Source organism: Streptomyces sp. NPDC046870 (genome assembly GCF_040704595.1).
Classification (GTDB): Bacteria; Actinomycetota; Actinomycetes; order Streptomycetales; family Streptomycetaceae; genus Streptomyces; species Streptomyces argyrophylli.
In genome coordinates this window covers 24,422-38,753 of record NZ_JBEYXM010000034.1, presented here as the reverse complement: position 1 = coordinate 38,753, position 14,332 = coordinate 24,422, and the positions used below count along the sequence as shown (strand labels likewise).

Sequence of the window (14,332 nt, the reverse complement as noted above, 5' to 3'; positions counted from 1 at the left end):
TTCCCCGGCGCCGATGACCGGCGGCGGACGTGCCGGCGCGCAAGCTCACTGGTATCCGCAGTCCCGACGCCGGGAAACGCCCGTCAGCACGACGGGCCGGTCCCGGTGGCCGTTCGCTTCAGGGGGCGCCTGAACTCCGGAAAGGAGCCGTTGCCACGCTCCGGCCCATGCCCTGTCCCCCGGGTCCACCGCGGCGCAGCGCGGCGATGAGCACCCCCCTCGTATCGCAGTCGGCCGCGTCGTTCCGTCCGGAATCACGCGGTCGCGCCACGACATGAAAGGCATCAGGATGTCACGCTTGGCGCATGCGGCGCTGCATCGGGTCCGTCCGGGCATGGCCGCGCTCACCGCTGTCGCCGCCGTCACCACACTCGGCGTGTCCGGGGCGCCCGCGACGGCCGGACAAGGCTCCGCCGGCCCGCGCGCGGGCGGCGCCCCGTCGGCGATCAGCAAGCTGACGGGCGAACTGACCACGCCCTGGGGGATCTCGTTCCTCCGGGGCCGCAACGCGGCGCTGGTGACGGAACGCGACACCGCCGTGGTCTGGAAGGTCGCCCTGGACGGCGCCAAGAAGAAGGTCGGCACGGTGCCGAACGCGGTGTGGAGCAAGAAGACCGAGGACAAGGGCGGCCTGCTGGGTGTCGCCACCTCCCCGACCTGGAACGGGACCACCGACCGGGACGTGTTCTTCATGGAGACCACGGCCAAGGACAACCGGGTGGTCAGGATGAAGTTCGACGGCACCAGGCTGAGCGACTACACCCCCATCCTGACCGGCATCGTCCGGGACACCCAGCACAACGGCGGACAGATCGCCTTCGGGCCCGACGGATACCTGTACGTCACCACCGGCGACGCGCAGAAAGGCCGGCTGGCGCAGGACAAGAAGTCGCTCAACGGAAAGATCCTGCGGATCACCAGGAACGGTGCCGCGGCCCCCGGGAACCCGTTCGGGACACGCGTCTACAGCTACGGCCACCGCAATCCCCAGGGGCTGGCCTGGGACCGCGCCGGACGGTTGTGGTCGACCGAGATCGGCCTGGACACCTGGGACGAGCTCAACCTCGTGAAGCCGGGCCGGAACTACGGCTGGCCCACCTGCGAGGGTGCCTGCCGCGCCGCTGGAATGACGAACCCGAAAATGGTCTGGGACCCGAACAAGGGAGGCGTGCCCGCCCAGATCGCGATCGTCGACAACGTGATCTACGCCTCCACGCTGAGCGGCCATCGGCTGTGGCGGGTGCCGATCGACTCCACCGGACAGGACGTCGGACGGGCGACGGCCTACTACAACGGCGCCTACGGCCGGTTGCGGGCGCTGGTCAAGGTCCCCGGCGCGGACCAGCTGTGGATGGGCACCAGCGACCGCGGCACCCGCAAGGACCTGATCCTCAAGGTGACCGTCAAGCAGTGACGGCCGACTGAAGGCTCCCTCCCGCCCGGGAGGGCAACACCCCCTCGCAGAAAGGAAGGTGCGCACCATGACCGAAGCCGTCGAGCAGGTCGAGCAGCCCGCCCGCACGACCGAGGAGATCGACCGGACCGCCTGGCAGACCCCCGGATACGTGGTCGTCGACACCGCGCTGGAGGTCACCGCCTACTCCCTCAGCGTCCGCTAGCCGCCGGCATGCTGCTGCAGGTTCTCGGTACCGCGGCCGGCGGCGGCATCCCCCAGTGGAACTGCGCGTGCCCCGGGTGCTCCGGGGCACGCGCCCACCCCGGGTGGCGCCGCCGGCACGCCTCGCTTGCCGTCCGTGCCGACGAGGGCCGCTGGTACCTCGTCAACGCGACCCCCGACATCGGCGACCAGATCGAGGCCCACCCGGTCCTCCATCCCGGGCCCCGGCCCCGGCAGACGCCGGTCGCCGGAGTCGTGCTCACCGACGCCGAACTCGACCACACGCTGGGGATCGGACGGCTGCGCGAGGCGGGCGCCCTGGAGATCCTCGCCACCGCCCCGGTCCGCGAGGCGGTCGAGGGCCGGCTGCGCCTCGGCGCGGTCCTCGCCCCGTACACCGATCTGACCTGGCGGGAGCTGCGGTGCCGGGGCGCACAGCCGCTGCACACCGGCACGGGCCTCCCGGCCGGATCCGGCGTGCTGATCAGCGCCGTACCCGTCTCCGGCAAGCGCCCGCGCTACGCCGCCGACGCCCCCGGTGACGACGCCTGGGTCGTCGCGCTGCGCCTGTACGACCCCGTCACCGGCGGCACCGCCCTGTACGCCCCGGCCGTGGCCGCCTGGTCCGACGAGCTGCACCGCGCCGCCGCCGAGGCCGACTGCGTCATCGTCGACGGCACCTTCTGGGACGACGAGGAGCCGCGCCGCACCGGCGTCTCCCCCCGCACCGCGACGGGCATGGGGCACCTGCCCGTCGACGGACCGGGCGGCACCGCCCGCATCCTCGCCACACTGTCCGCCCGCTGCCTCTACACCCACCTCAACAACACGAACCCCCTCGTCGACCCCGCCGCGCCGCAGCACAAGCGGCTCGCCCGGCTGGGCCTCGGGGTGGCCGAAGACGGAATGGTGATCGAGCTGTGACCACGACACCCGCCCCGCCGGTGAAGCCCTGGAGCCGCACCGAGTTCGAGGACCGCCTGCGCGCGGTGGGCCAGGACCGCTACCACGACCGCCATCCCTTCAACGTCCGCATGCACGAGGGCGACCTCGGTCCGGACGAGGTGCGCTGCTGGATCACCAACCGCTTCCACTACCAGCGCCACATCCCGGTCAAGGACGCGCTGATCCTCGCGAAGCTGGACTCGTCGCGGCTGCGGCGCATGTGGCTGCGGCGGATCGAGGACCACGACGGACGCGACGAGGGCGAGGGCGGCATCGAGCGCTGGCTGCGGCTCGGCGAGGCGGCCGGCGTGGACCGTGAGGTCCTGTCGTCGGGCGCGACCGTGCTGCCGGGCGTCCGGCTGGCCGTGGAGGGCTACGTCACCTTCTGCCGCCTGCGCTCCGCCCTGGAGGCCGTCGCCGCCTCGCTCACCGAGCTGACCGCCCCCGGTCTGATGCGCCGGCGCATCGAGGCGTTCGAACGCCACTACCCCTGGATCGCGCCGGACGGGCTCGCCTACTTCCGGGCCCGCGTCGACCAGGGCCGGCGCGACAGCGCCGAGGCGCTGGACCTCGTGCTGGAGTGGGCCCGGACCCGCGAGGAGCAGGAAAAGGCCGTGGCCGCGCTCTCCTTCAAGTGCGATGTGCTGTGGTCCCTGCTCGACGCCGTACAGCAGTACGCGGGCACGCCCGGGCAGGACGGGCGGGGCGAGCGGGCGCACGGCCGGGACAGCGCGCTGGAGCGGGTGTGACGCCGCGGCCCATGGAGCAGTGGTGCCCGGCGCTCGCCCCCGCGCTGATGCTGCGGCACGACGCCGTGCGCGGCACGGACCTGCTGGTCCTGCCGGAACGCGTGGTCGTGCTCGAAGGACACGGCGGGATGGTCGTGAGCCTGTGCGACGGCACCCGCACCGTGCCCGGGATCGTCGGCGAGCTGGCCGAGCGCTTTCCCGGAGCGCCGGTGGCCGCCACCGTCCCCGCCTTCCTCGACAGCCTGCGACAGGAGGGCTGGCTGACGTGACCACCCCCGTGAACCCCGCGTCCGTCGTGGCGCCCGCGCCGCCCTGGGCCCTGCTCGCCGAGCTCACCCACGCCTGCCCGCTGCACTGCCCGTACTGCTCCAACCCACTGGAACTGGCCCGCCGCTCCACCGAGCTGAGCACCGACGCGTGGACGGACGTACTGCGTCAGGCCGGTGAGCTGGGCGTCGTGCACACGCACCTGTCCGGCGGTGAGCCGCTGCTGCGCCCGGACCTGGAGCTGATCGTCGCCGCCGCCGAGGCCGCCGGGATCTACACCCAGCTGGTCACGAGCGGGACCGGGCTGGACGAGGCCCGGCTGGCCGCCCTCACCGAGGCCGGGCTGCGCAGCGTCCAGCTGTCCGTCCAGCACGCCGGCCCGGAGGCCAACGACCGCATCGCCGGGCGCCCCGCCTCCTTCGCCGCGAAGGAACGGGCCGCGGCGCTCGTCCGCCGGGCCGGGGTCCCGCTCGGCCTGAACGTCGTGCTGCACCGGGACAACCTCGACGCCGTCGACGCCGTCATCGAGCTCGGCCTGGCCTGGGGTGCGGACCGCGTCGAGCTGGCCAACGCGCAGTTCTACGGCTGGGGCCTGCTCAACCGGGCCGCGCTGCTGCCCACCCGCGGCCAACTGGCCCGCGCCCGGGAGACCGTGGAACGCCGCCGGGGAGAACTCGCCGGGCGGATGGACCTGGTGTGGGTCGTCCCCGACTACTTCGACGGCGTGGCCAAGCCCTGCATGGGCGGCTGGGGGGCGGTCTCGCTGACCGTCGCGCCGGACGGGACCGTGCTGCCCTGCCCGGCGGCCGCCTCCCTGCCGGACCTCGACCCGCCCAACGTCCGCGACCACCGGCTCGCCTGGATCTGGGAGCGGTCCCCGGCGTTCAACCGCTTCCGGGGCACCGACTGGATGACGGGCCCCTGCCGGGGCTGTCCCCGGCAGGAGGATGACTTCGGCGGCTGCCGCTGCCAGGCGTTCGCCCTCACCGGCGACGCCGCCCGCACCGACCCGGCGTGCGCGCTCTCCCCCGACCACCACCTCGTCCGGGACCCGGCCGACGGCGACCGGACCGAGGCGCCGCCGTACGTCTACCGCAGGCCCGGAGCGGTGCCCGCACCGGCCCCGGCCCCGGAACCCGCCGCCGTCACCACCGACGGACCGAAGGGCGGGACCTGACCGGCGGACCACGGATGCGCACCACCGTCTTGCCGCGACCGTCAACTTCGTCGGCATGGGGACGGCCCCGCTCGGCTCGCTGCTCGGCGGCCTGCTCGCGGACGTGTGGGGAACGCGGGCCGGGCTGCTGACGACAGCGGCGGGCATGCTGCTGTCACCGGCGCTGATGGCCCTGTCCCCGCTGGGCCGCCTGGGCCGGACGCTTCCCGGCCCGCCGAAGACGCCACTTCCCGCCGCATGACGGCCCGCTGACGGGGACGGGCATGTGAGCGGCTGGTGCGCACCGGGCACCGCCCACGGCGAACCGGTGGGCACCGGTGGCCGGCGCACGGCCGGCCGGAACCCGGGGCCCGGCCGCCTCGCCGCCCCGGCCCCCGGCCGGGGCGGCGAGCGACGTCACTTCGCCAGGAAGGCGAGCAGCGCGGCGTTGACCTCCTCGGCGTGGGTCCACAGCAGACCGTGCGGAGCGCCCTCGATCTCCACGTAGTCGGCGGACGGCAGGGCCTTGTGGAAGGGCCGGGCGGTGCCCTCGACGGGCAGGATCCGGTCGCCGGTGCCGTGCAGGATCAGGGCCGGCACGTCGATGGCCGGGATGTCGGCGCGGAAGTCGGTGTACCAGGTGGACGGCGCGGCGGCGGCGGCGAAGAACCCACCGCTCGCGGCGACGTTCCAGCTGTTGCGCACGGCCTCCTCGCTGATCCGGGTGCCGAGGTTCTCGTCCAGGTTGTAGAAGTCCTTGTAGAAGTCCGTGTAGTAGGCGTACCGGTCCGCCTTGACGGCCGCGACGACGCCGTCGAAGAACTCCTTCGGGGCGACCCCGTCGGGGTTGTCGTCGGTCTTGAGCAGGCAGGGCTCCAGCGAGGCCAGGAAGGCGACCTTGGCGACGCGGGCGGAGCCGTAGGCCGACACGTACCGGGCGACCTCGCCCGTGCCCATGGAGAAGCCGACCAGAACGGCGTCCCGCAGATCGAGCGTCTCCATCACGGTGTTCAGATCGGCCGCGAAGGTGTCGTAGTCGTACCCGGTCGTGGGCTGGCCGGACTGCCCGAAGCCGCGGCGGTCGTAGGTGATCACGCGGTAGCCGGCGTCCAGCAGCACGGCGCTCTGCCGCTCCCAGGAGTGGCCGTCGAGCGGGAAGCCGTGGATGAGGACGACGGGCTGCCCGGTGCCGTGGTCCTCGTAATACAGGTCGATGGTGGTGGAGTTCTCCTGGCCCACGGTGATGTACGGCACGGTGTCATGTCCTTCGCTGGGAGTGGATTGCGCGCTCATGCTAGGGCGGCGGGTGCCGCCGTCTTTTGTCGGCGAGCGCACCGCTTCTTGTCCGTCAGTGCCAGGACGGGCCGTACAACCCTGTGGGCGGGTTGTGAGTCTTCTGTTCGATCACACTGTGATCGGAGCAACGAGGAGACCATCATCAACGCCATACGCAAGACCCTGACCGCCACCGCCGTCGTCGGTGCCGTCCTCGCGGGTTCCGCCGCCTGCGGAACGGTGGAGCAGCTGTCCGCCGGCAAGAAGCTCGACCGGGCCTTCGAGGAACTGGGCAAGAAGAACAGGCTCTCCTTCGAGCTCGACGTGGACGCCGACGCCGCGACCCTGAAGGCGCTGGACGCCGAGTCCGACCCCGCGCCCGGTGAGGAGATCCCGGACGAAGCCGCCCAGCTGATCAGCGGCGCGAAGATCACGGTGACCGTGGAGTCGAAGAAGCCGCTCGCCGAGTCCGGCGAGAAGGACCTCGTCGGCACGGCCCTGAAGGTCAGCACCCCGGACGGCGACCTCGCCGAGTACCGGGTGATCGGCGACTACACCTACCTCCGCGCCGACATGGACGCCATGGGCAAGGTGTCGGGCAGCCCCGTACCGTCCGCGGACGACCTGCCGCCTCAGGCCGGGGCGTTCAAGGCCGTCCTCGAGGGCAAGTGGGTGAAGTTCAGCACCAAGGAGATGGACAAGGCCGCCGCCGAGGGCGAGGGCGGTCCCGCGCCCGCGCCGTCCCTCGACGCCAGGACGCAGAAGAAGCTGGTGAAGGCGCTCCGCGAGGTCGTCGCCCGTGAGGTGCGCTTCAAGACGGCCGGCGGCGGGGACGGCACCGAGCACGTCACCGCGACGGCGCCCTTCCGCACGCTGGTCACCGAACTGTTCGGCGAGCTGCGGCCGCTGGCCAAGGACCTGCCGCCGGGCATGGAGCTGCCGACGGACAAGGACCTGAAGGACGCGCCCAACGCCAAGGTGACGGCGGACTTCACCCTCAAGAACGGCGAGCTGTCCCAGGTGGACGTGGACCTCGCCAAGCTGGCCGAGACCGCCAAGGTCAAGAAGCTCGGGCTGACGCTGCGGATGAGCGAGGGCACCAGGCCCACCGCTCCGGCCGGTGCGACCAAGCTGGACCTGGGCGACCTGATGAACGGCTTCCTCGGCGGCCCGCCCATCGACGGCTCCGACATCGACACGAGCGGTCTCGACCAGGACTTCCCGGGCGAGGACTTCTGACGGGGGGACCCCTGTCGGGCGGCCGGCCCGACAGGGGTCCTCGGTTGGGCGCGTGTCAGCCGTCAGGCTGCCGGCGGCAGGACCGTCAGCCGTCGGACTCCGCCGACGGGATGTAGGCGCCGGGCACGTCGTTCGGGGCGTAGATCTTCTTCTCGCCGGGGTACGGACGCGTCCAGTTGTGGGTCTGGTACCAGGTGAGGTGGTTCAGCTGGGCCGGGTTGGCGTAGTCGGGGATGGCGTGCGGGCCGGTCAGGTGCTGCTTGGACTTCCAGGCGTCCCACTCGGCGGCGAGGGACTCCTTGCCGGCCGGCACCTTCGCCGACGGCACGGCCGCGGCCTTGGGGTCCTGGGCGGCGGGGGTGTCCACGCCGCAGGCCGGCGGGGTCTTCACGCCGTCGGTGAGCGAGGTGCGGTTGGGCAGAGCGGTGAACGGCGTGTAGTCGGGGTGCCGGGTGAACGCGCCCCGCATCGGAGTGGCCGCGCTGTCCTTCTGGTTCATCGGGTGGATCCCGAGGATCTGCTCGATGGTGCGGATCATCGTGATCTGCGAGTAGTAGTGGCTGTCGACGGTGCCGTGCTGGGCCCAGGGGCTGATGATCTGGACCGGGGCGCGGTGGCCGTCCACGTGGTCCAGACCGGCCTGGGAGTCGTCCTCGACGACGAAGATCGCCGAGTCCTTCCAGTACTTGCTGTGCGAGATCTTGTCGATGATCCTGCCGGTGGCCAGGTCGTTGTCGGCGACCTGGGCGGCCGGGCTCGCCGGACCACCGGTGTGGTCGCTGGAGAGCCAGAACATGTTGAGGTTCGCCGGGCCGTTCTTCTCGAAGTCCTGCTTCCAGATCTCGTACCGGTACAGGTCCGGGACGCTGGTGTCGAACTTCGGGAAGCCGGGCACCGAGACGCTGTTGAGCGACGGGATCGGCGAGGACGAGTTCAGCGGGTAGGCGGTGGCCTGGCCGGTGGCGTCCATGTTCCTGGCGTCGCAGTACAGGTTCTGCCAGCTGGCGCCGGACGGCTTCGTCAGGAACTGCTGGAACTCGCCGAAGTTGCGCACCGACTTGCCGGCCGCCTGCGCGCCCGACCACAGGAAGCCGGTCTTCTGGTGACCGAGGGCGTCGTCCTCGGTGTCGTAGCTGCGCTTGTACTCGCCGGCCGAGGACTCGGTGTACTCGGGGTTGTCGGCCTGCATCAGCCAGTTGTGGCCCTCGGCCGAGTTGGTGCCGATGTCGTAGGTGTTGTCGTACAGCCCGAACTGCTCGGCCAGCGCGTGCTGGTTCGGCGTGACGTTCTCGCCGAACTGCGTCAGCGACGGGTCGCCGTTGCCCTCGGGGACGTCCCCGAGGACCTGGTCGTAGGTGCGGTTCTCCTTGACGATCAGGAAGACGTGCTTGATCGTCGACGGGTCGCCGATCCGCGCCGGCACCGGCTGCGCCTTGCCGTTGCCGTTGCCGTGGCCCTTGGCCAGCCGCACGGAGTCGGCGCTCCAGCCGTTCTGCTGGAAGACCTTGGCGGTCTGGGAACGGATGACACGGTCGCTGGGCAGGGTGAACTGCGTCAGGCTGGAGGTCGTGTCGTGGGTGCCGTGGCCGGCGGCGGCGGGGCGGCGCGCGTCGATGCCGCGGGTGTTGGAGACGACGACCTTCTTGCCCACGGTGGTGATCTCGGCGGGGAAGTAGTCCGTCGGGAGGAGGCCGACGTAGCTGACCGGCTCCTGCGGGGAGGTGTAGCGGTAGACGGCGACGGCGTTGGCGCGGCCGAGCGTCACCAGCAGCCGGCCGTCGTCGGTGAGGGTCACCGCGTCGGGCTCGTAGCCGACCGAGGCCTCCGGCCACGGCTGGGTGGAGATGGTCTGGACGACCTTGTCCTTGGCGGTGTCGATGACCGACACGTTGTTGTCGGCGGTGTTGGTGACGAACACCGCGCCGCGCTGGGCGTACACGGCGGTCGGGTGCAGGCCGACGTCGATGGTGCCGACGGCGGCGGACGGGTCGGCCAGGTCGATGACGCTGACGGTGCCGGTGGTGGTGGCGCCGGTCTTCGGGTCGGCCGGCACCTGGGTGCCGTAGGAGTTGAGCGTGGACTCGCCGGCCTTCGCGGGCCGGCCGCCCTCGTTGCTGACGTAGAGCTTGTCGCCGACGCGGGCCATGCCGCGCGGGGCGTTGCCCACCGTCCAGCTCTGCTTGACGGTTCCGCTCGCCGCGTCGATCGCGACCACCCGGTTCTGGCCGTTGACCGCGGCGTACACGGTGGAGCCGTCGGCCGAGAAGACGGCCGCGGCGGCCAGGGCCTGCTTGCTGCCGTCGGCCGGGATCTTGACGGCCACCGGGTTGGCGAGGGTGCCGTCCGGGTTCACGGTGAACTTGGTGTAGCCGTCGAGCTGGCCCAGCCACAGCTGCTTGCCGTCGGGTGAGTACGTCGGGCCTTCCTGGCCGACGGCGTTGCTGCTGATGCGCAGGTCGTCGGCGGCGTTGGTGCCGACGCGCTGCTTGATCTGCCCGGTCGCGAGGTCGACGACGACCAGCGAGGCGTCGCCGTCGGTGACCGAGGCGACGAGGCGGCTGCCGTCGGGGCTGACCGTCGACGACATGATCTTGCCGTCGTCGACGACGAGGCGGTCGCCGTACGGGGCGATGTACTGGTCGGCGGAGACGACCTGGCCCTTGTCGGTGACCTGGCCGACCTGCTCGGTGCCGAACTGGCGGGTCTCGGCGACGGCGGTGCCGGTGGCCAGGGCGGCCGTGGTGATGCATGCCGTGACCAGGGCGGCCCGGCGGCTGACACGTCTGCCCAGCAGGTCGTAGTACTTCTTCTCGGCCTGCCGGCGGCGGCGTGTTATCTGCATGCGTCATTCCTCGGGATTCGAGAGGGAGTTGGGGGGTGGCCGGGAAGGAGAGGTTCAGGGGGTCCGGGAGTCCGGGGAGGCGGAGAGCAGGTCGACGTCGCCGTCGAACTGCCACAGCGGGTTCGGTGCGTCTCCGGTGGACGTGCGCACCACGAAGTAGCCGTTCACTTCCTTCGGCCCGTCGCCGTCGGCGACGAACCGCCCGTCCGCCGTGATGTCGAGCTGGTAGACGGCCGACCCGGTGGCCGCGACGCCCGGCAGGTGCCAGGAGACGACGCACCGCCAGTCGTTGCCCGGGCCCTGGGCGCCGTCCTGGACACCGGCCTTGGTGCACGCCGCCGAGGTCCTCAGCTGCGCCTCGGTGACGGTGGGCCGGTGGAGCTGCTCGGTCTGCAGGCGGTACAGGTGGGCGAACTCCGTGGCGAGTGAGCGCTCCACCTTGGCCTGCTCGATCCCGGAGCCCGTGGCCGTGGTCGTCGCCGCCACGACCACGACCGTCACACCGAGCAGTGCCGCGAGCGGCAGGGCCGCCGTGATGACCGCGCGGCGCGCCGAGCCGTCGTCGGTGGGGTTGGTGAAGTCGCGCCGCAGGAAGAGGACACAGGCCAGCGCCGTCGCCGTCACGGCCCACAGGAGACTGACAACGATGCCGATCAGGAGCGGGGTCAGCTGCGCCGGGCTGGTGAACAGGCCGTTCCAGGTGACGAAGGCGTCGCCGGGCAGGGCGAGGCGCAGGGCGACGGGGAGCGGCAGCATCTGGGCCAGTTGCATCGCGAGCGCGACGAGCGCGGGCAGCAGCAGACCCATCGGGGAGCGTCCCAGTACGACCGAGCCGAGCAGCCCGATCCCGGCGAGGGCCAGGGTCGGGGCGAGGACAGCGGCCCAGGCGGCCAGGACGGTGCCGGCGGCGTCCCCCGGCGTGAGCAGGTGGCCGTCGAGGCCGACGAGCGGCTGGTCGCCGACCGCGACCAGCCCGCCGACCGTGCTGGAGACGGCCAGCCCGGCGACGAGCAGCAGGATGACGGTGAGGCCGGCCAGCGCCTTCGCCGCGAAGATCCGCCGGGGCGAGCGGACGGCGACGAGGAGGTGGCGCCAGGTGCCGAGCCGGTCCTCGGAGGCGAACACGTCACCGGCGACGACGGAGGTGAGCAGCGGGAGCGCCCAGGTGCCGGCGAAGCCGAGCGTCACCAGCGGGCCGGCCCATCCGGTGGCGTGCATCCAGCGGCCGAAGAGGGTGTCCGTGGGCAGCGTGCTCTGCCCGCTCACCCCGGCGACGAAGAGCGCCGGCACGATCCAGCAGGCGAGGAGCAGCAGGCGGATACGCCATTGGGAGAGGAGCTTGACGACCTCGAAGCGGTAGCTTCGGGCAACCGTGACACGGCCTGATGCGCTGGTGTGCGCGAGGGGTACGGGGGTGGGGGCCGGAGCCGGGGGCGTGGTGGGGGTCGGGGATGTGGTCGCGGTGGGGGTCGGCGTTGCGGTCATCGGCCGGTCTCCTGCTGCTGGGCGGCGGACTTCTGCGGGGCGTCCTGCTGCGGGGTGCCGACGCCGTCCAACTGCCGTGCGGCTTGACCCCGTTGCCCGGCGGCGGCGTCATCCCGCTGCGGGCTCTCGGCGCCGTCCGGATGCGGGGGCTCGGCACGGTTCCGCTGCCGGGCGGCGGTGCCGTCCCGCTGCGCGGCGCTGGCATCGTCCCGCTGCGGGCTCTCGACGCCCTCCAACTGCCGGGTCTCGGCACCGTCCCGCTGCCGGACAGCGGCGTGACCCCGCTCCGGAGTTTCGGCGTCCTCCAACTGCCGGGTCTCGGCACCGTCCCGCTGCCGGACGGCGGAGTCATCCCGCTGCCACGCGACGGAGTCACCCCGCTGCGAGGCGCCCGCGTCATCCCGTTGCCGGCCGTCGGGTTCCCGTCGCTCGGTCAGGGACAGGAACGCGGCCTCCAACGGGGAGAGCAGCGGCGCCAGTTCGCGCAGCGCGATGCCCTCGTGGACGAGCCGCGCCACCAGGTCGTCGAGGGCGGGCACCAGCGCGCTGAGCACCAGTGCCTCTTCTCCCCGGCGTCCCGCGGCGTCGTCGGACAGGCGGATTCCGGGCGCGTCGGCGGCCAGCCGGCGGGCGCGCTCCGGGTCGGACGTGACCAGCCGGTAGTCGAGTTCACTGTTCTCGGCCGCCAGTTCGCCCAGCGGCCCGGAGAAGACGACGCGTCCGGTGGCGAGGATGGTGACCTCGGAGCACAGGGCCTCCAGGTCGTCCATCCGGTGGCTGGAGAGCACGACGCCCGTACCCTCCCGGGCGAGCCGGGTGAGGACACCGTGGACGTGTTTCTTCCCGGCCGGGTCCAGGCCGTTGGAGGGTTCGTCCAGGATGAGCAGCCGCGGCCGGGTGAGCAGGGCCGCGGCGAGGCCGAGCCGTTGCCGCATGCCCAGGGAGAAGCCACGGGCGCGCTCGTCGGCGACGTCCGTGAGCCCGACCTCTTCGAGGGCGTCGTCGATCCCCGCGGACCGCGTGCCGTCGCCACGCAGGGCGGCGAGCGCGGCGAGGTTCTGCCGGGCGGTGAGCGAGGGGTACAGCCCCGGCCCGTCCACGAACCCGGAGACACCGCCGGGGGCTTCGAACGCGCGGCCCACCGGCGTGCCGAGGATCTCCAGGCTGCCGCCGTCGGCCACGGCGAGGCCGAGGAGGAGGCCGAGCAGCGTCGTCTTGCCGGCCCCGTTGGGGCCGACCAGGCCGTGGATCTGTCCCCGCGGCACGTCCAGATCCACGCCGTCGAGCGCGACGACGTCACCGAAACACTTGGTGATGCCGCGCGCCCGGATCGCGAGCTGTGCGTCCATGAGCCCCTTCTTTCGGAAAGCCTCATGGACCCTAGGAAGCGCACACGACCCTGACGGCGATTCCTGGCTGAACGCTCAGGGAACGGAACACCAAACGCGAGTCAACCGGCGTCCGGAGCGCGTGCGGTCGTCCCTGTATGGGCGTTCTGCCCAGACGTTCTGACGTAGCGTCAGCGCGGCGGGAGCCCGGCACGGAGGGAACCGTTCTGTTCCCGGAGTGCACGGACCGCGCGGTCGCGGAACCGCCCGGACGGTCCTTCGCTCTAGCCGGACGCATGCAACTGGCAGCTACCGGACTTGAGGAAAACCCCATGTTGAGCAAGACGCGTGTATACGGCGTGATCGGCGCGATCGGCGCGTGCATCGCCTTCTCCCTGACGACGGCGGGACCCGCGTCGGCCATCCAGGGAGGCACGGTCAGCAAGCACGGCCCCTGGGCGGTGCGCGTCTACACCGACGGCGAGCCGTCCTGCACGGGCACCGTCGTGGCCCCGGAGTGGGTGATCACCGCAGGTCACTGTGTCCGCTACGACAACTGGGACGTCACGTTCCGCGTCGGCAGCCTCGACCAGCGGCACGGGAAGGTCGTGCGTCGCGTCGAGAACGGCACGGTGTTCGCGCCGGGGGCCGACGTGGCCCTCGTACGGGTGCCCCGCCTGGACGTCGAACCCCTCGCGGTGGGAACCGGCGACAGCGTGAAGGTGGGGCGCGGTGTGCGGTCCTACGGCTGGGGGGCCACGTGCGCGCCGCCGCGGGACGAGACCTCGTGCCAGTCGAACGTGCTCAAGCAGGCGCAGGTCACCATCGTGAGGCACACGGACCCGCGGTGCGATCTGCTCGTGGGGACCGGGGACTTCTGCGTCCAGCGCGGTACCGGTCTGCCGGCGGGCGGCGACTCGGGTGGCCCGGCGACGGCGTTCGACAAGGCGGGCCGCGAGGTGCTCGTGGGCGTCCTGTCCGCGTCGGACCGGACGGAGGTCGCCTCGTTCGGGGACGTCACGCGCCTGCGCTCGTGGATCAAGTGGGTCGTCCGCACCGGGGGTCACTGAGGCCTGCCCGGCGACGCGCGCCCACCGCGCGACGCCACGCACGCTCCCCCACGGTCGTACGGGAGCGGTGGCCGCCGGCCGGCCCTTCCGCTGCCACCGGAGGCACCGGCGCGTCCGTGGCCGTCTCGCCGGACGGCGGGCGTCCGGCCGTCGAGGCGGAGGGCGTGCCGTGGTCGCCGCCCCGGGCGGGCGTCGCGGCGACGGCACCGACCGGGGCCAGGCCCCGACCGGCCCCGGTCGGCCTGGCCGCCGGACGGTTCCGGTCCGCGGGACGACCGGGGTGTCCATGAGGCCGGCGGCCGTCGCACCGGGTTCGCGTCCGAGCGCGGCGGGCACGCCGTTCGCGCGGCTCGTACTC

General features: G+C 72.4%; 11 protein-coding genes and 2 pseudogenes. 9 read left to right on the top strand and 4 right to left on the bottom strand.

Annotated elements, in window-relative coordinates:
* Positions 1–334 precede the first annotated feature (334 nt).
* The 7 genes and pseudogenes from AB0946_RS38320 to AB0946_RS38290 form a co-directional block, all read left to right on the top strand.
* Positions 335–1,414 (top strand): PQQ-dependent sugar dehydrogenase, encoded by a 1,080-nt coding sequence (locus tag AB0946_RS38320; protein WP_366765351.1) that lies wholly within the window; start codon positions 335–337, stop codon positions 1,412–1,414.
* A 67-nt stretch (positions 1,415–1,481) separates the two neighbouring features.
* Positions 1,482–1,619, top strand: a complete 138-nt coding sequence (gene pqqA, locus AB0946_RS38315) for a pyrroloquinoline quinone precursor peptide PqqA (RefSeq protein WP_014669248.1) — start codon at positions 1,482–1,484, stop codon at positions 1,617–1,619.
* Between the two features lie 8 nt (positions 1,620–1,627).
* The gene (gene pqqB, locus AB0946_RS38310; protein ID WP_366765350.1) at positions 1,628–2,542 is read left to right on the top strand and encodes a pyrroloquinoline quinone biosynthesis protein PqqB; all 915 of its coding nucleotides are present in this window, start codon (positions 1,628–1,630) and stop codon (positions 2,540–2,542) included.
* Positions 2,539–3,312, top strand: a complete 774-nt coding sequence (gene pqqC, locus AB0946_RS38305; RefSeq protein ID WP_366765349.1) for a pyrroloquinoline-quinone synthase PqqC — start codon at positions 2,539–2,541, stop codon at positions 3,310–3,312. The genes pqqB and pqqC overlap by 4 nt, the downstream gene beginning before the upstream one ends.
* Positions 3,313–3,323: 11 nt before the next feature.
* Complete coding sequence (gene pqqD / locus AB0946_RS38300; RefSeq protein ID WP_366765370.1) at positions 3,324–3,581, top strand: pyrroloquinoline quinone biosynthesis peptide chaperone PqqD; 258 nt, start codon at positions 3,324–3,326, stop codon at positions 3,579–3,581.
* The gene (pqqE, locus tag AB0946_RS38295) at positions 3,578–4,756 is read left to right on the top strand and encodes a pyrroloquinoline quinone biosynthesis protein PqqE (protein WP_366765348.1); all 1,179 of its coding nucleotides are present in this window, start codon (positions 3,578–3,580) and stop codon (positions 4,754–4,756) included. The genes pqqD and pqqE overlap by 4 nt, the downstream gene beginning before the upstream one ends.
* Before the next feature lie 25 nt (positions 4,757–4,781).
* A pseudogene (locus tag AB0946_RS38290) lies at positions 4,782–4,997 on the top strand (MFS transporter); the annotation flags it as partial.
* A 155-nt stretch (positions 4,998–5,152) separates the two neighbouring features.
* On the opposite strand, the gene AB0946_RS38285 reads toward AB0946_RS38290, so the two are convergent.
* Positions 5,153–5,989 carry an alpha/beta hydrolase gene (locus AB0946_RS38285; RefSeq protein WP_366765347.1) on the bottom strand — a complete coding sequence of 279 codons (837 nt, stop codon included), beginning with the start codon at positions 5,987–5,989 and terminating at the stop codon, positions 5,153–5,155.
* Between the two features lie 261 nt (positions 5,990–6,250).
* Between AB0946_RS38285 and AB0946_RS38280 the strand changes: the two genes are divergently transcribed.
* Complete coding sequence (locus AB0946_RS38280; protein ID WP_366765346.1) at positions 6,251–7,249, top strand: hypothetical protein; 999 nt, start codon at positions 6,251–6,253, stop codon at positions 7,247–7,249.
* An 85-nt stretch (positions 7,250–7,334) separates the two neighbouring features.
* Here the strand turns inward: AB0946_RS38280 and AB0946_RS38275 are convergent, their stop codons facing one another.
* From AB0946_RS38275 to AB0946_RS38265, 3 genes and pseudogenes are all read right to left on the bottom strand, one after another.
* Positions 7,335–10,091 carry a bifunctional YncE family protein/alkaline phosphatase family protein gene (locus AB0946_RS38275; RefSeq protein ID WP_366765345.1) on the bottom strand — a complete coding sequence of 919 codons (2,757 nt, stop codon included), beginning with the start codon at positions 10,089–10,091 and terminating at the stop codon, positions 7,335–7,337.
* 54 nt (positions 10,092–10,145) lie between these two features.
* Positions 10,146–11,576, bottom strand: a complete 1,431-nt coding sequence (locus tag AB0946_RS38270) for an ABC transporter permease (RefSeq protein WP_366765344.1) — start codon at positions 11,574–11,576, stop codon at positions 10,146–10,148.
* A gap of 413 nt (positions 11,577–11,989) precedes the next feature.
* Positions 11,990–12,925, bottom strand: a pseudogene (locus AB0946_RS38265) (ABC transporter ATP-binding protein); the annotation flags it as partial.
* A 311-nt stretch (positions 12,926–13,236) separates the two neighbouring features.
* Here AB0946_RS38265 and AB0946_RS38260 point away from each other — a divergent pair.
* Positions 13,237–13,974 carry a trypsin-like serine protease gene (locus tag AB0946_RS38260; protein WP_366765343.1) on the top strand — a complete coding sequence of 246 codons (738 nt, stop codon included), beginning with the start codon at positions 13,237–13,239 and terminating at the stop codon, positions 13,972–13,974.
* The last annotated feature ends 358 nt before the right edge of the window (positions 13,975–14,332 follow it).